Source organism: Bradyrhizobium zhanjiangense (assembly GCF_004114935.1).
GTDB lineage: Bacteria > Pseudomonadota > Alphaproteobacteria > Rhizobiales > Xanthobacteraceae > Bradyrhizobium > Bradyrhizobium zhanjiangense.
This window is the reverse complement of record NZ_CP022221.1, coordinates 8,138,649-8,160,860: the sequence shown is the minus strand read 5'-3', so window position 1 is coordinate 8,160,860 and position 22,212 is coordinate 8,138,649. Positions and strand designations below refer to the sequence as shown.

13 protein-coding genes are annotated in these 22,212 nt (G+C 64.7%); 3 read left to right on the top strand and 10 right to left on the bottom strand.

Features of this window, described 5'->3' with window-relative positions; genetic code table 11:
- Nucleotides 1–38: 38 nt before the first annotated feature.
- The gene (locus XH85_RS38955; RefSeq protein ID WP_128936174.1) at nt 39–356 is read left to right on the top strand and encodes a polyhydroxyalkanoic acid system family protein; all 318 of its coding nucleotides are present in this window, start codon (nt 39–41) and stop codon (nt 354–356) included.
- A gap of 2 nt (nt 357–358) precedes the next feature.
- Here XH85_RS38955 and treY read toward each other — a convergent pair whose 3' ends face one another.
- The 6 genes from treY to XH85_RS38925 are packed head-to-tail and all read right to left on the bottom strand — an operon-like array spanning nt 359 to nt 14,359.
- Nucleotides 359–3,142 carry a malto-oligosyltrehalose synthase gene (gene treY, locus XH85_RS38950; protein WP_128936173.1) on the bottom strand — a complete coding sequence of 928 codons (2,784 nt, stop codon included), beginning with the start codon at nt 3,140–3,142 and terminating at the stop codon, nt 359–361.
- 1 nt (nt 3,143) lies between these two features.
- Nucleotides 3,144–4,898, bottom strand: a complete 1,755-nt coding sequence (treZ, locus tag XH85_RS38945; RefSeq protein WP_128936172.1) for a malto-oligosyltrehalose trehalohydrolase — start codon at nt 4,896–4,898, stop codon at nt 3,144–3,146.
- Nucleotides 4,895–6,973 (bottom strand): glycogen debranching protein GlgX, encoded by a 2,079-nt coding sequence (glgX, locus tag XH85_RS38940; RefSeq protein WP_128936171.1) that lies wholly within the window; start codon nt 6,971–6,973, stop codon nt 4,895–4,897. Before glgX ends, treZ begins: the two co-directional genes overlap by 4 nt.
- Before the next feature lie 3 nt (nt 6,974–6,976).
- Nucleotides 6,977–9,115, bottom strand: a complete 2,139-nt coding sequence (gene glgB / locus XH85_RS38935) for a 1,4-alpha-glucan branching protein GlgB (RefSeq protein WP_164939495.1) — start codon at nt 9,113–9,115, stop codon at nt 6,977–6,979.
- Nucleotides 9,108–12,401 (bottom strand): maltose alpha-D-glucosyltransferase, encoded by a 3,294-nt coding sequence (treS, locus tag XH85_RS38930; protein ID WP_128936169.1) that lies wholly within the window; start codon nt 12,399–12,401, stop codon nt 9,108–9,110. The genes glgB and treS overlap by 8 nt, the downstream gene beginning before the upstream one ends.
- A gap of 11 nt (nt 12,402–12,412) precedes the next feature.
- Nucleotides 12,413–14,359: a maltotransferase domain-containing protein gene (locus tag XH85_RS38925; RefSeq protein WP_128936168.1), complete on the bottom strand. Its 1,947-nt coding sequence runs from the start codon at nt 14,357–14,359 to the stop codon at nt 12,413–12,415.
- Nucleotides 14,360–14,562: 203 nt separating this feature from the next.
- On the opposite strand from XH85_RS38925, the gene malQ reads away from it, so the two are divergent.
- Both malQ and XH85_RS38915 read left to right on the top strand, forming a co-directional pair.
- On the top strand, nt 14,563–16,524 hold the full coding sequence (gene malQ / locus XH85_RS38920) for a 4-alpha-glucanotransferase (protein ID WP_128936167.1): 1,962 nt from the start codon (nt 14,563–14,565) through the stop codon (nt 16,522–16,524).
- A gap of 30 nt (nt 16,525–16,554) precedes the next feature.
- Entirely contained in the window at nt 16,555–18,354 is a 1,800-nt protein-coding gene (locus tag XH85_RS38915; protein WP_128936166.1) for a glycoside hydrolase family 15 protein, read from the top strand.
- A gap of 204 nt (nt 18,355–18,558) precedes the next feature.
- Here the strand turns inward: XH85_RS38915 and XH85_RS38910 are convergent, their stop codons facing one another.
- From XH85_RS38910 to zwf, 4 genes are read right to left on the bottom strand one after another with little or no spacing between them, the layout of a single operon-like run.
- Nucleotides 18,559–19,371, bottom strand: coding sequence for an HAD family hydrolase (locus tag XH85_RS38910; RefSeq protein WP_128936165.1), 813 nt, complete (start codon nt 19,369–19,371; stop codon nt 18,559–18,561).
- Nucleotides 19,372–19,418: 47 nt separating this feature from the next.
- Entirely contained in the window at nt 19,419–19,949 is a 531-nt protein-coding gene (locus XH85_RS38905; protein WP_128936164.1) for a gluconokinase, read from the bottom strand.
- On the bottom strand, nt 19,936–20,685 hold the full coding sequence (pgl, locus tag XH85_RS38900) for a 6-phosphogluconolactonase (protein ID WP_164940160.1): 750 nt from the start codon (nt 20,683–20,685) through the stop codon (nt 19,936–19,938). Before pgl ends, XH85_RS38905 begins: the two co-directional genes overlap by 14 nt.
- On the bottom strand, nt 20,682–22,193 hold the full coding sequence (gene zwf, locus XH85_RS38895) for a glucose-6-phosphate dehydrogenase (protein WP_128936162.1): 1,512 nt from the start codon (nt 22,191–22,193) through the stop codon (nt 20,682–20,684). Before zwf ends, pgl begins: the two co-directional genes overlap by 4 nt.
- Nucleotides 22,194–22,212: the final 19 nt, after the last annotated feature.

Here is a 22,212-nt window from a genome sequence, read left to right as displayed (position 1 = left end):
GGCATGATCACGTGAGGGCAGTCAGCAGGGTCACGGCCATGTCAGAACCGCTCGTCGTCTCAATTCCACATCGTCTCGGCCGCGATGAGGCGGTGCGCCGGCTCAAGACGGGGCTTGGCCGCGCCGCAGCAAGCATTCCCGTGTTGCAAGTCGAAGAGGAGCGCTGGAGCGGCGACAGCATGAATTTCCGCATCCGCGCGCTCGGGCAGATCGCGACCGGCCAGGTCGACGTCACCGAAGATCACGTCCGGGTCGAGGTGGTGCTGCCCTGGCTGTTGCAGCGCTTTGCCGAGATGGCCCAGATCGCAATCAGGAAGCGCGGACAGTTGCTGCTGACCAAGGACGGGGGCAAGTAGCCTCAGGCGCGCACGCGCTGCCGTATCGGCTTTGCTGCACTGGCGGTGCGCGCCTCGATGATTGTCGCGGGAAGATCGCGCAGAGCCTGCGCAAGCGGCAGTTCGTTGCTCGCAAGATCCGTCGCGGCATAGCCGGTGATGTCGACGGTGGCATCGAAGCCCTCCAGCGCGGGCCATTCCCGGCCCGCTTGCGTGAACGGCGCGAAGTGACGCCCGACCACGACGATCGCGGCCGCGCGGCCGTGGCGGCGGGCGAAGGCGATGACGTGGTCAGCATGCAAGCCGCTCACCTCGAGCGGCTGATAGTCGCCCCGCACGAAGATGTCGGGAAGCCGGTTGCGCAGCTCGAGAAGATGACGCGTCCAGGCCAGCTTGAGCTGGCCGTCCGGCCAGGCCTTGATCAGGCCACGCCAATCCGGCTGGTCCAGTGAGTTCAGCGCTGCACGGCAGGCGACAAAGTCCACAGGACGACGGTTGTCGGGGTCGACCAGCGACAGGTCCCAGAATTCGGTGCCTTGGTAGAAGTCCGGCACGCCCGGCAGTGTCGCCTTGAGCGTGAGCTGGCTCAGCGAGTTCAACATGCCGAGCAGTGCAACGCGGCGGGCCAGGGTCTGCAGCGCCTCCAGGAATTCTGCGGACTGAGCGGGGTCGAGGATCTTGCCGATGAAGCTCTTGACGCCGTTTTCATACGCTTCGTGCGGATTGAGCCAGCTCGTCTCCTCCTTGCCTTCACGCGCGGCCTTGAGGGCATAGGCCTGGATGCGCTCGATGAAGCCGGCATCCGGTCCCTGGAGCGGCCAGGCCCCCAGCAGGGTCTGGTAGAGCATGTACTCGAAGGTCGCCGACGGCGCGCGGAAACTGCCGTGGTGTGTGAGATGCGGCGCGTTCAACACCTTCCAGCGCGCCACCGCGCTGGTCCATTCGCCGGGAATCTCGCTGAGCGCAGCAATACGCGCGCGGGCATCCTCGCCGCGCTTGGTGTCGTGGGTGGCCGTCGCGGTCATGCCGTGCGGCCATTCCTTGGCGCGCGCCTGCATCGCCTGATGGAAAGCGGGAAGGGTGAGGCCGATGCTCGCGGGATCGCCGCCGACCTCGTTCAGCGCGAGCAGCCGGTGGAATTGATAGAACGCGGTGTCCTCCAGCGACTTCGCCATCATCGGTCCGGTGAATTGCTGCACCTTCAGCGCGAAGCGGCGCACGCGCGGGGCGCTGTGCGGGGGACGGCCGGGCTTGAGCAGGTCCATGGTCAGGGCGTCGCGCAGGAAGTCGAAAATGCCGTCATCTGCGGCGAACCATTCTGCGCGCGCCCGCGCGATGGTCTCCTCGATCAGCTTGCGATCGTGCGCGGTCGGCGCGCTCGTCGTGAGGTAGGTGCGGTAGACCGGGAAATGCAGCACATAGAGTTCGAGCGCCTGGCGCAGGCTGTCGGCGGAGAAATCGCGCGTCGAGTAATGCCCGTTGGCGATGCGCGCCAAAAGCCGCGTCAGCACGGTGAACTCGCTGGTCAGCAGCGTCTCCAGCACCCGCCGCTTGGCGTCCTTGACGTAAGGCGCAAGCCGGGGCGGCCGGTTGCTGATCTGCCGCCAGGTCTCGTCCAGCGCCGCCAGCCCCTTGCCGTCGACCAGGACCTGGGTGATGACGTTCATCCATTCATAGCCGGTGGTGCCCTGGACGCCGGCGAAGTGCGGCAGGCGTTCGTGCTCGCACAGGATCTTCTCGATCAGGGTATAAAAGGGCTTCGTCGTACCCTGTGCATCGCGAACCAGCCGGCGCAGCCGCTGGCAATATTGCGCGGGATCGCGCAGGCCGTCGATGTGATCGAGGCGGATGCCTTGCAATCTGCCGTCGGCGATGAGTTGCTTGACCAGCCGATGCGTGGCGGCAAACGTGCCGGGATCCTCGACGCGCAAGCCCGCAAGGCCGTTGACGTCGAAGAAGCGGCGATAGTTGATGTCACTGGAGGCGAGCCGCCAATGCCCGAGCTTGTAGTGCTGGCGCTCGAGCAGATGATGCAGCGCCAGCGTGTGCGCGGGACGGTCTTTGGCGGCGCGATAGGCGGCAAGACCTCGCGCGATGATGTCGGCAGCACCCGCAATGCCCTTGAGTTCTGCCTTAAAGGTGGGAGCTTCCTTGCGGTTGGGACGGCGCAGTCCGGTGTAGCGCGCCGCGAGCGCGAGCAGGCGCTTGCCGGGCTCCGTTTCTGCCGCGTCCGCTTCCTTGACGATCATCCGCAGCACTTCGCCATAGCGCTCCGGCGCGACAGGTAAGCGATGCTCGAAATACCAGGCGGAAAGACTTCCCTCATCCGGATCGTAGCGCAGCTCGATCTCGCCCCGCTCCAGCGCCTCGCCATAGGACACGCCGAGAATCGGCAGCAGCACGCCGCCGCGGGCGCGGAAGGCCAGTTGATCCCAGTCGATGTCGAAGGAGACCGCATGCGGTGAAGCCTGGCCCCACTCCAGCACGTCGAGCCACCAGGGATTGTCGGCGAAATGCACGCCGACATGATTGGGCACGAAGTCGATGATGAGGCCGAGATCGTGCTGCTGAAGCGTCTCGCTCAGCCGTGCGAAGCCGGCCTCGCCGCCGAGTTCGGGACTGAGCTGGCTGTGATCGACGGTGTCGTAGCCGTGGGTCGAGCCCTTGCGCGCCTTCATCACCGGCGAGGCATAGAGATGCGTGATCCCCAGCGCCTTGAGATAGGGCACGACCGCGGCGGCCTTGTCGAAATCGAAATCCGCGGTGAGCTGGAGCCTGTAAGTCGCGAGCGGAATGGCGGGAGGCATGCTAACCTCCGAGATGCCAAACCACCGACCAGGGCGGAAGCCGCTCGCCGGCCTCGCCGCCCCAGATCGGCGTGCCCGCATTGCTGTTGGAATACGCGACATCCTTGTCCGAGAGATTCGCGGTCAGGCGGAGCGTCGCGCCGTCCCCCATGCGCCAATGTGCCGTGAGCAAGCCGGTATCTGCTGCCTCGGCATCGCCGAACCTCGCTCCTTTCAGCCGCGGCATGATCTCCTTGCGCCGGAGCGCGAGCAGCTCGCGCACCAGCGCAAGCCGCGCGTCCTGCTCGGGCGTGCGGCCGTTCCAGTCGAGCACGGCCAATTGCAGCGTTGCCGGATCGAGCGGATCAGGCACCTCATCGCCGTATTTCTCATAGGCCCAGGCATATTCCTGCTTGCGCCCCTTGCGCACGGCATCGGCCAATCCGTCGTGGAAGTCGCAGAAGAATGGGAAGGGCACCGTGGAGCCCCATTCCTCGCCCTGAAACAGCATCGGCACCATCGGCGCGAGCAGGGTGACCGCGAGCGCGGCCTCGATCTGTTTTGGCGATGCCAGGCTCTCGAGCCGGTCGCCGAGCGGGCGGTTGCCGATCTGGTCGTGGTTCTGGAGAAAGTTGACGAAGGTCGCCGGCGGCAGCTCGCCGCTCGGCTCGCCGCGCGGCTTCTTGCCCCAGAATTCCGAGATCTCGCCCTGGTAGACGAAGCCGGAGGCGAGCGCGCGCGCAAGATCCATGCGCGGCGTCTGGTAATCGCCATAATAGCCGGCATGCTCGCCGGTCAGCATCACGTGCCAGACGTGATGATAATCGTCGTTCCATTGGCCGCGATATTTGCCGTTCGGCGGGTCCTGCGCAGCGTCGAGCAGGCTGGCGCGGTTGTCGCCGTTCTCCAGCACGAGGTGGATGTGGCGTCCCGTGGCCTTGGCGAGCTCGCCGGCGGCAACGCTGAGGTCCTGCAGCATGGACTGCTCGCCCGGGACAGCCATGATGTGATTGGCGGCGTCGAGCCTGAGGCCATCGAAGCGGTAGTCGCTGAGCCAGCACAGCGCGTTCTCGACCGCGAACGCGCGCACCTGCGGCACGCGATAATCGATTGTGCTGCCCCATGGCGTGTGCGCGTCGGTAAAGAAGGTCGGCGCATAGCGGCCGAGGTAATTCCCCTCGGGGCCGAAATGATTGTAGACGACGTCGAGGAACACCATGAGCCCGCGCAAATGCGCCTCGTCGATCAGCGCCTTCAGATCTTCAGGGCGGCCATAGGCGCTGTCGGGCGCATACCACAGCACGCCGTCATAGCCCCAGCCGCGGCGGCCGGCGAAATCGGCCAACGGCATCAATTCCAGTGCGGTGATGCCGCTCGCTGTGAGATGATCGAGCTTGTCGATCATGGCGCGGTAGGTGCCCTCTGGCGTGAAGGTGCCGACATGGGTCTCGATCAGCACCGTCTCTTCCCAGGGACGGCCGCGCCAATCGCGCGCGCGCCACACAAAGGCGTCGTGATCGATCACCTCGCTCGGGCCGAACACATCCTCGGGCTGGAATGCCGAGGCGGGATCGGGCACGTCGATCTCGTCGTCGATCCGGAATTTGTAATTGCTACCGGCGCGCAGGCCGGCAATGTCGGCCACGTACCAGCCATCCTGCCGGCGCTGCATCGCGTGCCTTCTGTCGAGCAGGAGATCGACGCGGCGCGCGCCGGGCGCCCACAGCCGGAACGACGCGCCGTCCTTGGTCGGCCTCGCCCCGAAGGATGGCCTCATAGCGCCCCCGCGAAGGCGAGCACGGATCGCGGCGGCGCCTTGCTGTCGCTTCCGGGCAGGAAGTCGATCGAGTTCAGCCTGGCCTCGGTCGTGTTGAGGATCTGCTGCCAGCTCTTGTATTCGGTCATTTTGGGCAATTTGAATGCGATCTCTTCGGGAGCGGCGTTCAGAACGATAAAGATCGCGGCGCTGCCCGGTTCCATCGGCCCCATCACATAGGAGAGAAACCGCCCTTCCGGGAATTTCCAGTCGTTCTCCGTCATCTCGTCCCCGGCGGGCGTCAGCCACAGCGCGCCGTAGGAGATGCCGTCCTTGGTGCGGCCGTCGAGCCAGCGATGGCTGCGGAGTTGCGAGAACCGGCGGCGGATGTCGGCGAGGTGGGCGACGAAATCGACCATGTCGTCGCCCTCCTTGCCGAGATTGTCCCAGCCGACCCAGCCGATCTCGTTGTCCTGGCAATAGGCGTTGTTGTTGCCGGATTGGGAATTGCCGACCTCGTCGCCGGCGAGGATCAGCGGAACGCCTTGCGCCAGCATCAGGCAGGCCAGCACGTTCTTGCGAAGCTGCCGACGCAGGCCGAGGATTTGGGGATCGTCGGTCGGGCCCTCGACGCCGCAATTGTTGCTGTGGTTGTCGTTGGAGCCGTCGCGATTGTCCTCGCCGTTGGCCTCGTTGTGCTTCTCGTTGTAGCTGAAGAGGTCGGCGAGCGTGAAGCCGTCATGCACGGTGATGTGGTTGATGCCAGCGCGCGGCCGCCTTCCGTCATGGTTGAACAGGTCTGATGACGCCGTCATGCGGCTGGAGATGTCGCCGATCAGGCTGCCTTCGCCGCTCCAGTAGCGGCGCATGGCGCTGCGATAGCGATCGTTCCACTCCGACCATTGCGAGGGGAAGGCGCCGACCTGATAGCCGCCGAGCCCGAGATCCCACGGTTCGGCGACGAGCTTGACGGTCGCCAGCACCGGATCCTGCCGGACGGCAGTCAGGAACGAGATGCCGCGATCAAAGCCGTTCGGGCCGCGCGCCAGCGTGGTGGCGAGGTCAAAACGGAAGCCGTCGACATGGCAGACCTCGACCCAGTAGCGAAGCGAATCCATCACCATCTGGAGCACGCGCGGATGGGTGAGGTTCACCGACGAGCCGCAACCGGTGAAATCGTCGTAATAGCGCGGGTTCTCGCGGTTCAGCCAGTAGTAGGAGGCGTTGTCGATGCCGCGATAGCACAGCGTCGGGCCGAGGTGATTGCCCTCGGCGGTGTGGTTGTAGACAACGTCCAGCATCACCTCGATGCCGGCATCGTGCAGCCGCGCGACCGTGGTGCGGAAGGAATCCAGCGCGTTGTCCTGGGCGTAGCGCGGCTCGGGCGCGAAGAAGGACAACGTGTTGTAACCCCAGTAATTGGCGAGCTTCTTCTCCACCAGGATGCGGTCGTCGACGAAGCTGTGGATCGGGAGAAGCTCGATCGTGGTGACGCCGAGCCTCTTCAGATGCTCGATCATCGCCGGCGATGACAGGCCACCATAGGTGCCGCGCAGATTCGGCGGCACGTCGTCGCGCTTCTGCGTCAGGCCCTTGACGTGGGCCTCGTAGATGATGGTGTCTTCCCAGGGGATGTTGGGACGGATCTCGCGCCGGCCCCAGTTGAAGGTCTCGTCGACGACGACGGCCTTCGGCATGCCGCGCGCATTGTCGCGCCGGTCGAACGACAGGTCCTCGCGCGGCGAGCCGGTGCGGTAGGCGAAATGCGCATCGCTCCAGACCAGCCGTCCGGCCAGCCGCTTGGCATAGGGATCGAGTAGCAGCTTGTTGGCGTTGAAGCGGTGGCCGTGCTCGGGCTCGTAGGGGCCGTGCACACGATAGCCGTAGAGCTGGCCGGGCGAGACGTCGTTGAGATAGCCGTGCCAGACGTCCTCGGTCCTCTCCGGCAATTCGATGCGTTCGAGCTCGCGGCGGCCTTGCGTGTCGAACAGGCAGAGCTCGACCTTCTGCGCGTTGGCGGAGAACAGCGCGAAATTGGTGCCGCGTCCGTCCCAGCTTGCGCCGAGGCGTGCGGGCGATCCAGCAGTCAAGCGCATGTGTCAGCTTTCCGGAACGAGGAAGATCGCGGCAAGTGGCGGAATGGTGAGGCGGAGCTCGCCGCCCTCGGCATGGACTTCGCCGATGTTGCCGACGTTGCTGCCGCCATAGTGGGCGGAATCCGAGTTGAGCACTTCCTTCCACTTGCCGCCAAAGGGCACGCGAACGCGATAGTTCTGGTAGACGTTCGGCGAGAAGTTGACGATCACCAGGCACCGCGCTTGCTCGTCGAAGCCCCTGCGCAGCCAGGCGAACACGTTGCGGTTGGCGTCGTCGGTGACCAGCCATTCGAAGCCGGCCTGGTCGCAATCCATCTGGTGCAGCGCCGGCACCGCGCGATAGAGCCGGTTGAGGTCGCGGATCAGCGCCTGGATGCCGGAGTGGTACTTGTATTCGAGCAGGTGCCAGTCGAGCGACTGGTCATGGTTCCATTCGCGGCTCTGCGCGATCTCCGCGCCCATGAACAACAGCTTCTTGCCGGGATGGCCGAACATGAAGCTGTAATAGGCGCGCAAGTTCGCGAAGCGCTGCCACTCGTCGCCAGGCATCCGGCCGAGGATCGAGCGCTTGCCGTGCACGACCTCGTCATGCGACAGCGGCAGGATGAAGTTTTCCGAGAACGCGTAGTGCAGGCCGAACAGGATCTCGCCGTGGTGGTGCTTGCGGTAGATCGGATCCTTGCTGATGTAGCTCAGCGTGTCGTGCATCCAGCCCATGTTCCACTTGTAGCCAAAGCCGAGCCCGCCGAATTCGACCGGGCGTGAGACCTGAGGCCAGGCGGTGGACTCCTCGGCCGCCGTGGTCGCCTGCGGGAAACGGGCGAAGACTTCCGTGTTGAAACGGCGCAGGAAGTTGATCGCCTCGATGTTCTCCCGCCCGCCATACTGGTTCGGAATCCACGCGCCGGGCGGCCGGCTGTAATCGAGATAGAGCATCGATGCCACGGCATCGACGCGCAGGCCGTCGATCGCGTAGCGCTCCAGCCAGAACAGCGCGTTCGACACCAGGAAGTTCGTCACTTCGGTGCGGCCGTAATTGTAGATCAGCGTGCCCCAGTCGAGGTGGCGCCCCTGGAGCGGGTTGGCGTGCTCGTAGAGCGAGGTACCGTCGAAATGACCTAGCCCGTGCGGATCGTCCGGGAAGTGGCCGGGCACCCAGTCGAGCAGCACGCCGACGCCTTCGCGGTGGCAGGCATCGACGAGAACGGCAAAATCCTCCGGCGTGCCGAAGCGGCTGGTCGGGGCATAGAGGCCGGTCGGCTGGTAGCCCCAGGAGCCGTCGAACGGATGCTCGCTCACCGGGAGGAATTCGAGATGGGTGAAGCCCATGTCGCGGGCATAGGCCGGCAGCTGCTCGGCCAGTTCGCGATAGGTCAGCCATTCATTGCCGTTCTTGCGCCGCCACGAGCCGAGATGGACCTCGTAGATCGACATCGGCGCCGACAGCGCGTTGATGCCGTCGGGCGCCGGCCGCGGCCGCGGCAGACGCGCCTCGTCGAACACGATCGACGCTGTCTTGGGCCGCACCTCGCTCGCAAAGGCCAGCGGATCGGATTTCAACGGAAGCATATGGCCATGCGGGCCTATGACTTCGAACTTGTAGTGATCGCCAATCTTCGCATGCGGGATGAACAGCTCCCAATAGCCGCTGCCGCGTACCCGCATGGGATGGCGTCGCCCGTCCCAGAAATTGAAATCGCCGACCACGGACACCCGCCGCGCATTCGGCGCCAGCACCACGAAGCCGATACCGTCGACACCTTCGTGCCGCATCGGATGGGCGCCGAGCTTGTCGTAGAGGCGCTGGTGGGTGCCTTCGCCGAGCAGATAAAGGTCGAAATCGGTCAGGATCGGCGGAAAGCGGTAGGCGTCCTCGAACTCGACGACGTTGCCGCCGAACTTTGCGCGCAACTGGTAATGCTTCGAGCCGTTGGGCAGGGCCCCGATGAACAAGCCGGAATCGTGCACACGGTCGAGCGGGGCGACTTCGCCATGCTCGCCGACCGCCTCGACATTGGAGGCTTCGGGGAGAAAGGCGCGCACCACGCTTCTACCGCCCTCGGGATGCAGCCCGAGATAGTGGAAGGGATCGGAGTGGCGGCCTTCGATGATCGCGTAGGCCTCAGCGGGCAGTTTAGGCATGGGCTTCGCTCTCGGCACTGGACAGAATGCGAAGCAGTCCGGTCAGCGGCGCATTGAGCCCCTCAGGCCGGTGGGACAGCTCGTACTCTACTTCGTTGAACGCTTGATCAAGCAGGAAGAAACTTATCAGGCCGTCCGCGGACTGCGGATCTTGCGGCCACAGCCGCCGATCGGTCATGGTTTCGCGATAGGCGGACAAGAAGGTTGCGGTAGCGCGCTCGCGCCATTCGTCGAGCGCAGCCGCGAGCCGGCCCTGCTCATCGGAAGCGCCCGTGAGCGCGCGACTGAGGGCCGCGTTGACCGAAACATCAATCGAGTGGATCAGGCCCGCGACGTCGCGCGCGGCCGGCGCCTTGCGCCGCTTGTCGGCCAATGGCACACGCGGATCGCCGTCGAAGTCGATGATGAAGATATCGTCCTTCACGATCAGAGTTTGCCCGAGACGGAAGTCGCCATGATGACGGATGTTCAACCCGCCGATCCCGGAAGGCAATAGCGCATTCAGCCGGTCGGGCAGGGTCGCGCGCGCCTCCGTGAGCTGATCGATCAGCGGCCGGTCCGCCTCCCGCAGGCCGTCGCGGCTGTCGGCCAGCCGTTCGAAGACCCGCTCGGCGCGCGCCTTGAGGTCGGAGACGAGGCGCGTGATGTACGAGGAGCCGATCGGCTCCGGAGCGAGCTCGTCCGGCTTTGCCGCGGCCAGCGCGACATGCAGCTCGCCGAGCCGCCGGCCGATCTGCGCGATGAAGTGCAGATAAGGCGCCTGCTCCTGGGTTTCGCGGAGCGTTTCGCCCGCCGGCAATACGCGCTGCTCGTCGATATAGCGATCGAGATAGCCCGTGGTCACAGTCCAGCCGTCGCCCTGGTTCTCGACATAGGCATGCAGCACGCCGAGCGCGCTGCGCTGCTCGCCCTCGACCAGCTCGACGCTACCCAGCAGGGCCGGCGTGTTGGCAAAGCGGGCGACCTCTGTGAGATAGTGGCCGATCTCGATCTCGGGACTGATGCCGCTTTCGAGCCGACGATAGATCTTGGCGACGTATTGATTGTCGATCAGCGCGGTGCTGTTCGACTGCTCGATCGCGCGGATGCGTTCGGGTTCCTTGATGATGTAATCGGCAAACCGGCTGGTCGCCTTGAATTCCAGCCGCAGATTGTTCTCTTCCACTGCCAGGTTCTGCGACAAATTGCGCAGGAACAGGCCGATGAAGATCTGCTCGGTCGCGACATCGAGCAGCGTGCCTTCGCGCGCGCCCTGACGCACTGCGGCGAGCGCCTTCGGGTTGAAGCGTTCGCGATCGAAGCGCACCCACTCGATCTGCAACGGCAGCACGTAGCGTGTCGTCTCGTTCCCCTGCTTGGTCTCGAAGAACGCGATCCAGGGCCGGTTGTCGCCGATGTCGCAGAACGGCGCCGCCGAGGTCAGCGTGGTCTTGATGTGCTTGGCATTGTGCTCGGGATACCATCGCGTCCGCGACAGGAATCCCGGCAGCACGTCGCGCTCGAACACGCCGCGCTCGCGGGCGAGCGACACCCAGTTCGAGTTCACCGGCACCACCAGCGTCTCGAACTCCGGCACCGCGCGCGGCGTCACCGGCTCGGACTTGTCGCGCTCCTGAAGCTGGAACCAGTAGAAGCCGTAGGGCCCCAGCGTGATCATGTAGGGCAGCTCGCCGATCGCGGGGAAGCGCGTGCGGCCGAGCATTTCCTGCGGGATGCGGTCCTTCCAAGGCGACAGGTCAAGCTCGGTCGCCTGCGCGGCGCGCGACAAATTGGCGACGCAGAGGATCACCTCGTCGCGATATTGCCGGACGTAAGCCAGCACGGCGCGGTTGGCCGGGCGGATGAAGGTCATGGTGCCGCGGCCGAAGGCAAGCGTCGACTTGCGCACCGAGATCAGCCGCTTGGTGGCGCTGAGCAGCGAGGACAGGCTGCGCGACTGCGCCTCCACGTTCACCGACTCGTAGCCGTAGACCGGGTCCATGATCAGCGGCGCGTAGAGGCGGGCCGGGTCGCAGCGTGAGAAGCCGCCGTTGCGGTCCGGGCTCCACTGCATCGGCGTGCGCACGCCGTTGCGGTCGCCGAGATAGATGTTGTCGCCCATGCCAATCTCGTCGCCGTAATAGACGATCGGCGTGCCGGGGAAGGACAGCAGCAGCGAGTTCATCAGCTCGATCTTGCGGCGGTCATTGTCCATCAGCGGCGCAAGGCGCCGGCGGATGCCGACATTGATGCGCGCGCGTGGGTCGTTGGCGTAGGTGGTCCAGAGATAGTCGCGCTCGACGTCGGTGACCATCTCCAGCGTCAATTCGTCATGGTTGCGCAGGAACAGCGCCCATTGGCAGCTCGCCGGAATGTCCGGGGTCTGGCGCAGGATGTCGGTGATCGGGAAACGGTCCTCCTGCGCGATCGCCATGTAGATCCGCGGCATCAGCGGGAAATGATAGGCCATGTGGCACTCGTCGCCACGGCCGAAATATTCCTGCACGTCCTCCGGCCATTGATTGGCCTCGGCCAGCAGCAGCTTGCCCTTGGAGTAGGCGTCGAGCTCCTGGCGCAAGCGCTTGATGATCGCATGCGTCTCGGGCAGGTTCTCGTTCGAGGTGCCCTCGCGCTCGCACAGATAGGGAATGGCATCCAACCGGAAGCCGTCGACACCGGCATCGAGCCAGCGCTTCATCACCTGGATGAGCGCGCTCACCACGCGCGGATTGTCGAAATTGAGGTCCGGCTGGTGCGAGAAGAAGCGGTGCCAGTAGAACGCGCCGGCCTCGGGGTCCCAGGTCCAGTTCGACTTCTCCGTGTCGGTGAAGATGATGCGCGTGCCCTGGTATTTCTGATCGGTGTCGCTCCAGACATACCAGTTGCGGGCGCTCGAGCCCGGATGGCTGCGGCGCGCGCGCTTGAACCATTTGTGCTGGTCCGAGGTGTGATTGACGACCAGCTCGGTGATGACGCGCAGGCCCCGCTTCTGCGCCTCCTGGATGAAGCGCTTGAAATCCTTCATCGTCCCGAAATCGGGATTGACCGCGCCGTAATCGGCGATGTCGTAACCGTCGTCGCGGCCAGGCGAGGGGTAGAACGGCAGCAGCCACAGCGCGGTGACGCCGAGTTCCTGGAGATAGGGCAGCTTCTCCGTCAGCCCGGCGAAGTCGCCGATGCCGTCATTGTTGCTGTCGGCAAACGCCTTGACGTGGAGCTGGTAGATGATGGCGTCCTTGTACCAGAGCTCGTCCACGATCTCGGCAGCCTCGGCTTTCTTGGTGTCGACGGAAGACAGAACATTCATGGCATGAACCCTTACGCCAGGCCGCGGAACAAGAGCGCCGGATCGCGCTCGGGATCGATACGCAGCCTGACCCCGCCCCATTCGATGCGGGACTGTTCGCCGGTGAGGAGGTTTTCGAGTGCCGTCACATGTTGTCGCTGCCCGCCGACGTCAACGGTGACGTCACCGAGCGGCAGCCAGAATTCGCGCACATGGCGCGACAGCGCGATCACGACGATGACGGTGTTGGCGGGCTCGGCTGCCTCCTTGGCGAAGGCAATGGATTCGCCATCCTCGACGCCGAGGAAGCGCAAATTGGCCGTCTGCCGGAGCGCCGCATTCTCGTTGCGGACACGATTGAGCGCGGTGATGTAGGGCTTGATGTTGCCGGGCCTGTCCCAGTCGCGCTGCTTGATCTGGTATTTTTCGGAATCCAGATATTCTTCACGGCCGGGAATCGCCTCGTGCTCCAAGAGCTCGAATCCGCCAAAGATGCCGTAATTGCCCGACAGCGTCGCGGCCAGCGCGAGGCGCGACTTGAACGCCCATGCTTCGCCGCTCTGGAGGTGATAGGGCAGCAGGTCCGCTGTGTTGACGAACAGGTTCGGTCGATAGAAGTCGCGTTCGGGATAGCGCGTCAGCTCGCCGAGATATTGCTCCAGCTCCCACCGCGAGGTGCGCCAGGGGAAATGGGTGAAGGACTGCGCAAAGCCGAGCTTGGCGAGGCCCTTCATCAGCTTCGGCCGCGCAAAGGTCTTGGAGAACAGGATCACCTCGGGATGGCGGCGGCGGATGTCGCGGATCAGCCATTCCCAGAACGGAAGCGGCGCGGTGTCGTGATTGTCGATGGCGAAGATGGTCACGCCATGGTCGATCCACAACAGCATGGCATCACGAAACGCGTTCCACAGTCCAGGCCTGTCTACGGAGTTGAAATCTGGGATGACGATGTCCGAATAGGGGCCATCCGCCGTCCGTACCGAGCGATCCGGCCGCCACTTGAACCATTCCGGATGCTGCGTCAGCCAGGGATGGTCCGGCGAGCATTGCACGGCGAAGTCGAGCGCGAGCTCGAGGCCGTATTCCAGGCAGGTCGCAACCAATGCGCGGAAATCCTCGATCGTGCCGAGTTCGGGATGCAGCGCATCGTGGCCGCCTTCCATCGTCCCGATCGCATAGGGCGAGCCGGGATCGCCTGCACTCGCCACCTGCGCATTGTTGCGGCCCTTGCGGCGGGTGTGGCCGATCGGGTGGATCGGCGTGAAGTAGAGCACGTCAAAACCCATCGCGGCGATGTCGGGTACGCGGGCGATGCAGTCGCGAAGCGTGCCGTGCTGGCCGGGGATCCGGCTCTGGCTGCGCGGCATCATCTGGTACCAGGCGCCAAAGCGCGCCTTGTCGCGGTCGATGATCAGCGGAAAGAGGGCCGAGCGAGTGAGGTCGGGCCGCGACTGGCTCTCGGCCATGGCTTCGCCGAGCTCGGTTGCGAGCAGCGGGCCGACCTCGCCGCTCTGCAGATAGTCCTCGCATTGCCTGATGATGACCACTGCTGCGTCTTGCCGTGCGCCATGCGCCTTGGTCAAGAGGCCGGCGCCCTCGATCGCGTCGAGAGTGACGTCCGCACCGGCGCGTTGTTTGCGCGCGACGCCGTGGGACCAGGTGGCGAACTCGTCGGTCCAGGCTTCGATGGCGTAGATGTATTGACCGGCCGTGGTCGGGACGAAGGCGCCCGACCAGCGGTCATTGCCATGATGGCTCATCGGCTCACGCTGCCATTCGCGGTCCTGCTCGCGGCGCCACAGCAGCGCGGCGCCGATCACGGCATCGCCATCGCGATAGATGTCGGCCCAGACCTCGACCCGGTCGCCCGCGATCCGCTTCACGGCGAAGCGGCCGCCATCGATCAAGGGATAGACGTCTTCGATGAGGAAAGCGCTGCCGGCTGCGGCACTTTCGACAGTTTGAATTGTCTTGTTCACGGTGATGCCATTGACAAGAAAGCAGGGCCCGTTTCCCTTGTCGGGAACCTACGCTTGATACCTATATAAAAAGCCGCTTGTGTGTCATTAGTTCCGGCGGGGAACGGCAGGCGCGGTTTGTGAGTTAAGCCCGACCAACGTCTTTCGCTGCCTCGTTAAATCGATGCCCCCGGCAAAAGGGTGGCCTGCAAGCTGCGTGCCGAATGGATCTCATAACTCAAGCCCGGATCAAGGGCGTCCAGTCCGAATTCATCGATGCCCTGGGTAAGCTGCGGGTCACCGACCCCGTGGCCCTCAAATCCATCCTCGACGCCCTGCCCGAGAAGCGGGTTTACCGCTTCGTTGGCGGGCCGGTGGTGGTGCGCGCCTTGGGGCATCCGCGGACTGAATTGGCGGCCATCGGTGCGCCACCGCTGCAATGGAAATTGGCCGCAAACGGCAAATCGATTGCGCAAGGCGAGACGCGCGAGCCAGTGATCGCCTGGCCGGCCGGTCTGCCGCTCGGCTATCACCGTTTGACGCTGACCGATGCCGAAGGTGTGACGGAAGAGGTGCCGATGATCGTGGCGCCCGAGCGCGCCTTCGGCGGCGATTTCGACCGCGGCTGGTTGCTTGCCGTGCAGCTCTACAGCGTCCGCTCCAACCGCAATTGGGGTATCGGTGACTTCACGGACCTGGCCGATCTCGTCCGGCTCGCCAAGCAATTGGGGGCCGACGGCGTTGGGCTCAATCCGTTGCATGTGCTGTTCGATGACCACCCCGCCGATTGCAGCCCCTATTCGCCGAACAGCCGGCTGTTTCTCAATCCGCTCTATATCGACGTCGCGGCGATCCCGGAATTTGCGCCCGACCTCGTGCCGGATGCCGCCGCGACCGCAGCACGGCTGCGCGAGGGCGATCGTGTGCCATACGCGGACATGGCGGCGTTGAAATGGCTGGGCCTGCGCGCTGCCTTCAACAGTTTCGTGACGAGCGCGAGCGAAGCACGCCGCCGGGAGTTTGACGCCTTCCGCGCCGCCCGCGGTCCGCTGTTGTCCCGCTTTGCCTGCTTCGAAGTGCTGCGCCATCGTTTCACCGCGCCATGGTGGGAATGGCCGGTGGAATGGCAAAAGCCCGACGATGCGACATGCGCTGCGCTGCGCAATGGGTCCGACAAGCGCGATGTCGAGTTCGTCGAATTCGTGCAATGGACGGCTGACAGCCAGTTGCATGCGGCCAAGGAGCTGGCCAGCCAGCTCGGCATGCCGGTCGGGCTCTATCTCGACGTTGCCGTCGGCGTGCAATCCAACGGCTTCGATGCCTGGAACGAGCAGATGGCGATTTCGCGCCATCTCGCCGTCGGCGCGCCGCCCGATGTGCTCAATACCGTCGGCCAGGACTGGGGCCTCGCCGGCTTCAACGCCGGCGGCCTGGAGGCCCAATCCTTCGTGCCGTTCGCCGACATGCTCGCGGCCTCGATGCGCCATGCAGGTGCCATCAGGCTCGATCACGTGCTTGGCTTGAAGCGACTTTATCTGGTGCCGCGCGGTTTCAAGCCCGACAACGGTGCCTATGTGCAGATGCCGTTCGAGGCGCTGCTGGCGGCGGTGGCGTGCGAGAGTGCGGCTCATAAATGCATCGTGATCGGCGAGGACCTCGGCACCGTGCCGGAAGGCTTCCGCGAGACCATGCAGGATTTCGGCATCTGGTCCTACCTCGTCATGATGTTCGAGCGCGACGATGCCGGCCACTTCCGCAATGTCGACCACTACCGGCCCAACGCACTCGTCACGCTGAATACGCACGACCTGTCGACCTATGCCGGCTGGCGCTCCTTCAGCGACCTCAAGATGAAGCTTTCGCTCGGGATCGATCCCGGCGAAAGCGAGCAGGCGCGCTGGGACGCGCTCGGCAGGCTCGACGAGATTTTGCGCCAGAACGGCATCAACGCCAACGATCTCTATTCCGTACTCGCCTTCCTGTCGCGCACGCCGTCGCGGCTGCTCGCGGTGTCGCTGGAGGATCTGCTCGGCGTGATCGATCAGCCCAACATCCCCGGCACGATCGACGAGCATCCGAACTGGCGCCAGCGGCTTCCTGTTACACTCGACAAGATCGCCTCCAAGGTCGATCTCGCGGCTTTGAAGGCCGCGACGCGGGAACGTTCATTGACCGGCGGGAGTTGAACAGCCGGGGTTTCTCAGGCTCGAACGACATTGTCTCAGAGGATCGAGGACTATGCGCTGATAGGCGACTGCGAGACCGCGGCGCTGGTCGGGCGCAACGGCTCGATCGACTGGCTGTGCTGGCCGGCCTTCGATTCCGACGCCTGCTTTGCCGCGATCCTCGGCACGCACAAGAACGGCCGCTGGCTGATCGCACCCAGCGAGGATGTCACGGCTACGTCGCGCCGTTATCTTGGTCATTCACTCATCCTCGAAACCCGCATCGAGACGAAGAGCGGCACCGTCGCGCTGATCGACTTCATGCCGCCACGCGGCAAGGCATCCGACATCGTGAGGCTCGTCCGCGGTATCAGCGGCGCGGTGAAGATGCGGATGCAGCTCGTCATCCGCTTCGGCTTCGGCGCCGATATTCCCTGGGTGCGGCGGATCGACCATTCTCTGATGGCAATCGCCGGCCCGGACATGATTGTGCTGCGCACGCCTGTCGAGACCCGCGGCGAGGATCTGACCACGGTTTCCGACTTCGAGGTGACGGCCGGCCAGACCATACCCTTCGTGCTGACCTACGGGCCCTCGCATATCGAGCCGCCGGCGCCGATCGACCCGGAGATCGCGCTACAGGAGACCGAAAGATTCTGGCACGACTGGTGCAGCCATTGCACCCGCGACGGCGGCTATCACGATCTCATCGTACGCTCGCTGATCACGCTGAAAGCGCTGACCTTCGCCCCCACCGGCGGCATCGTGGCGGCACCCACCACCTCATTGCCGGAAAAGCTCGGGGGCAGCAGGAACTGGGACTATCGCTTCTGCTGGCTGCGCGATGCCACCTTCACGCTGCTTGCGCTGATGAACTCGGGCTATACCGACGAAGCCTTGGCCTGGCACAATTGGCTCTTGCGCGCCGCCGCCGGCTCGCCCTCGAACATGCAGATCATGTACGGCATCTGGGGCCATCGGCGACTCTTGGAATGGGAGGCGGGCTGGCTCGACGGCTATGAGGGCGCCCGGCCGGTGCGCGTCGGCAATGCCGCGCATGCGCAGCTTCAGCTCGACGTCTATGGCGAGCTGATTGACGTTTTCCACCAGTCGCGCATGGTGAAGCTCAAGCTCGACGAGCAGAGCTGGGCGCTGGAATGCGCAGTGCTCAATCATCTCGCCGAGGTCTGGGACCGGCCCGATCACGGCATCTGGGAGCGCCGCGGCCAGCCCAAACACTACGTCTTCTCCAAAGTCATGACCTGGGTCGCCTTCGATCGCGGCATCAAGAGTGCGGAGACGTTTGGCTTCAAGGCGCCGGTGCTGCACTGGCAGGCCTTGCGCGAGGCCATTCATCGCGACGTCTGCAACAACGGTTTCGACGCCGACCAAAACACGTTCGTCGAGTCCTACGGCACGAAGCTGCTCGATGCCAGCGTGCTACTGCTGCCGGCGGTCGGTTTCCTGCCGGCGGCCGATCCGCGCATCTGCGGCACCATCGCTGCTGTCGAGAAGTGCCTGATGCGCGATGGCTTCGTGCTGCGGCACGATCCGCGCGAGCTGCCTGCGGGTCAGCCGCCGCTCGAAGGCGCCTTCCTGGCCTGTAGCCTATGGCTGGCTGATGCTCATGTGCTGTCGGGCAATCTCGACAAGGCGCAAGTCTTGTTCGATCGCGTGGTGCGGATTGCGAACGATGTCGGGCTGCTGGCGGAGGAATACGATTCCGTGGCGCGGCGCCAGACCGGCAACTTCCCGCAGGCGCTGACCCACATCGCGCTGATCAACACCGCGCATAATCTGTCGGCGGCCAGACGGGAGAGCGAGAAGCCGGCCGTGCAGCGGTCGCAGTAAGGTGAGCGCGTAACAGTGCCAAGTGCGGTGAAATGCGGCTTGATCGCTGCCAGGGCGGAGGTGCGCCCCCTCTCCCGCTTGCGGGAGAGGGTTGGGGAGAGGGTGCTTCCACAATGGGACAATCCCCAAGAGGAGAAAGCCCTCACCCGCCGCTACGCGGCGACCTCTCCCGCAAGCGGGAGAGGTGAACGAGCGGCAGCCCCCTTAACCAACCCCGTTCAGCTTCAAGATCATCTCCATCGCCTCGGCAAAGCCATTCTGCTCGTTGGTCGCGGTGACGTGGGTGGCGTGGTCCTTGACGTTGTCGGTGGCATTGCCCATGGCAATCGAGACGCCGCTGACACGGAACATCGCGAGGTCGTTCTGCATGTCGCCGATGGTGGCGACGGCCTCGGTCGCAATGCCCACGCGCTTGGCCATGGCCTGCACGAAGGTGCCCTTGTTGAATCCGGGCGGGGTGATGTCGAGATAGTAGGTTTGCGAGCGCACCGCGGTGGCCTCGCTGCCGAGCGCCTCCTGCATCGCCTTCTCGCAACGCTCGAGACCGGCGGCATCGGCACTGGCGCCGACGATCTTACAGGCGCTCGCAAGGTACGGCGAAAAATCCGTCACGATGGTCGGATCGGCGCGGATCGTGCGCTGCTCATGCGCGACATAGCTGCCCTCGGGATTGTCGATCAGCCATTTGTCGGTGGTGAAGAGCCACGCGTCGGCGCCGAATTCGCGCAGGATTCGCAACGACCGCTCGGCCGCGCCCGCCGGGATGAGGTGCTGCTCGACCGGCCTCATCTCGGGATCGACGATCGAGGAGCCGTTGAACGGCCCGACCGGCAGCCAGAGAGCCAACGGTTCGATCAGGAAGCGCATGCCGATCGCGGGCCGGCTGGAGGTGATGGTGAAGCCGATGCCCGCCTGGTGCAGCCGCTGCACGGCAGACCTCGCATGCTCCGTCAGCGTCTTGTCCTTGGTCAGCAGCGTGCCGTCGACGTCGGAGACGACCAGTGAGATCTTCGTCATGGCATGACCTTAAGGTTCAGGTTTCTTGAAGGTTCAGCTTCCTGGCCTCAGCGCCTGGCCCCACCCAACCTCAATTGCCGCACCACGCCGTCCACGATCGCCTCGACGGATTCGTCGATCGAGACGGTGATGGCGTGCTCGCCGGCTTCCGGCGGCTCCAGCGTGTTGAACTGGCTGGTCAGCAGCTCGGGCGGCATGAAATGGCCCTTGCGGTGCGCGAGCCGCTCGGCGATCAGCTCCTTGGTGCCCTTCAGGAAGACGAAGCGGACGTCGTCGCGACCACGCAGCAGCACGTCACGATAGGCGTGTTTCAGCGCCGAGCAGGCGATGATGACGTGCTCGCCGCGCCCGCAGACCCGTGCGATCTCGTCGGCGATGGCGTTGAGCCAGGGCCAGCGGTCTTCGTCGGTGAGCGGATGGCCCGCCTTCATCTTCTCGACATTGCTGGCGGGATGAAAGCTGTCGCCGTCCTCGAAGCGCCAGCCAAGGCGCTGGCCGAGCGCTTCCGCGATCGTGCTCTTGCCCGAGCCAGACACGCCCATCACGATCAATGCACAAGGTGCTTCAACGCCCGCCACGAATTCCCTCCGGAAGCGCGGCCTGGTCGACCAGCCAGACGGTCTCACGATTCGAGCGCGCGCGTAACGCCGGCAGAGTCTCGCCATTGAGGAGGCGCGTCAAGATCGCCTGCTTGTCGTGCCCGGCAATCTCGAACAGCATTTCGCGGCAGGATGCCAGAACGGGCAAGGTGAGCGAGACCCGCGGCACGAAAGGCGCGACATTGGCTTTGGGCACCCCGGTGACCCAGCGCTCGGTCTCCTCGATTTCGGGATAGCCGGGAAACAGCGAAGCGGTGTGGCCGTCCGGCCCCGCGCCCATCAGGACCATGTCGAACAGCGGCCGCGCCGGATCGAGCCGGTCCGCGCCGTAGAAGGCTTGCAGCTCGCGCGCATAGGCCTCGGCGGCGCGATCGGGATTTTCGGTCGTGGTCGGGATCGGGTGGATATGGCCCGAGGGGGCACTGCGATCAAGAAATGTCGCGCGGGCCACTGCCATGTTGTTGAGGGGATCGCTTTCCGGCACGAAACGCTCGTCGCCGATGAACCAGTGCACGCGCTCCCACGGAATTTTTTCACGCCAGGCATCGCTGCCGAGCAATTGATAGAGCTTCTTCGGGCTGGAGCCGCCGGTGAGGCAGATTGCGATGCGCGAGGGGTTGGCGGCGATCCGCGCCATCACCCGTTCGGCCGCGGTCTGCGCCAGCGCCTCGGCGTCGGCCGCGACGATCAGCTTCGGCTGCTCGGCCGCCATCACGAGTACTTCCGCCAGCTTCGTCCGTCGCGCCGGAGCAGTTCGTCCGCGCAGGCCGGGCCGTCGCTGCCGGCTTGATAGGTCTCGATGCCGTTGGTGCCCGCACTTTTCCAGGCGTCCAGGAACGGCTGCACCGCCTGCCATCCGGCCTCGATACCGTCGGCGCGCTGGAACAGGATGTTGTCGCCGATCATGCAGTCGTAGAGCAGCGTCTCGTAGCCGGTCGAGGGATCGGCGCGGAAATAGTCACCATAGCGGAACTTCATTTCGACGCCGTCGATGGTGACGCTCGGTCCCGGGATCTTGGCGTTGAACTGGAGCTCGATGGTCTCGGTCGGCGCGATGCCGATGGTGAGGAAGTTCTGCGACAGGCGGTCGACTGTCGTGCCTGAGAACATCGACAGCGGCGCCTGCTTGAACTTGATCGCGACCTCCGTGCGCTTGTGGCCCAGCGCCTTGCCGGTGCGCAAATAGAAGGGCACGCCGGCCCAGCGCCAATTGTCGATCATCAGCTTCAGCGCGACAAAGGTCTCGGTGGTGCTGCCGGGCTTGACGTCCGCCGTGGTGCGATAGTCCGGAATCTCCTCGTCGCCGATGCGACCCGCGAGATACTGCGCGCGCACCGAGCTCTTCAGCGCTTCTTCTTCGCTCGGCCGCTGGATCGCGGTGAGCACTTCGGCCTTCTCGGAGCGGACCGAATGCGCGTCGAAACGGCTCGGCGGCTCCATCGCGACCAGCGACATCAGCTGGAACAGATGGTTCGGCACCATGTCGCGAAGCGCACCAGTGGCATCGTAGAAGCCCCCGCGGTGGCCGACGCCGAGCTTCTCCTCCACCGTGATCTGGACGTGGTCGATATGGTTGCGATTCCAGATCGGCTCGAACATGCCGTTGGCGAAGCGCAGAACCAGGATGTTCTGCACCGTTTCCTTGCCGAGATAATGATCGATCCGATAGATCTGGTGCTCGTCCATGATCTTCAGCAGCTCGGCATTCAGCGCGCGCGCCGAGGCGAGGTCCGTGCCGAACGGCTTCTCGATCACCAGCCGCCGCCAGGCGCCGTTCTGCTTCGTCAAGCCGGTGCGTCCGAGCTCGCGCGCCGTCGGCGCGAAAGCCGCGGGCGGGGTCGCGAGGTAGAACAGCCGGTTGCCGCCGGTGCCTCGCGCGCATTCCAGCGAATCCAGATGCTCGCCCAAGCGATCGAAGGAGGGCGGATCCTTCGCATCGGCCTCGACGAAAGTCACGCATTGCAGCAGCTGTTTTGCGACGTCGTCGTCGACCGGGCGGGTTGCAAACTCGCGCAGGCCCTTCATCAGGCTGTCACGCAGCTCGCCATCCGACTGAGCCTTGCGGCCCACGCCGACGACGCAGAATTTCTCCGGCAAAAGGTCTTCGGCGGCGAGATTGTAGAGCGATGGCATCACCAGCCGATGGGTCAGGTCGCCGGTCACGCCAAAGATGACGAAGGCGCAATTTTCCGGCTTGCGCTTTGGCTGCGGGTCTTTTGTCACGAATTGTGGCCTTCGCTTG

Bases quoted from the DNA above. Each gene is read 5' to 3' on its own strand.
- XH85_RS38955 (WP_128936174.1), top strand. From the start codon at position 39: ATGTCAGAACCGCTCGTCGTCTCAATTCCACATCGTCTCGGCCGCGAT.
- treY (WP_128936173.1), bottom strand. From the start codon at position 3,142: ATGCCTCCCGCCATTCCGCTCGCGACTTACAGGCTCCAGCTCACCGCG.
- treZ (WP_128936172.1), bottom strand. From the start codon at position 4,898: ATGAGGCCATCCTTCGGGGCGAGGCCGACCAAGGACGGCGCGTCGTTC.
- glgX (WP_128936171.1), bottom strand. From the start codon at position 6,973: ATGCGCTTGACTGCTGGATCGCCCGCACGCCTCGGCGCAAGCTGGGAC.
- glgB (WP_164939495.1), bottom strand. From the start codon at position 9,115: ATGCCTAAACTGCCCGCTGAGGCCTACGCGATCATCGAAGGCCGCCAC.
- treS (WP_128936169.1), bottom strand. From the start codon at position 12,401: ATGAATGTTCTGTCTTCCGTCGACACCAAGAAAGCCGAGGCTGCCGAG.
- malQ (WP_128936167.1), top strand. From the start codon at position 14,563: ATGGATCTCATAACTCAAGCCCGGATCAAGGGCGTCCAGTCCGAATTC.
- XH85_RS38910 (WP_128936165.1), bottom strand. From the start codon at position 19,371: ATGACGAAGATCTCACTGGTCGTCTCCGACGTCGACGGCACGCTGCTG.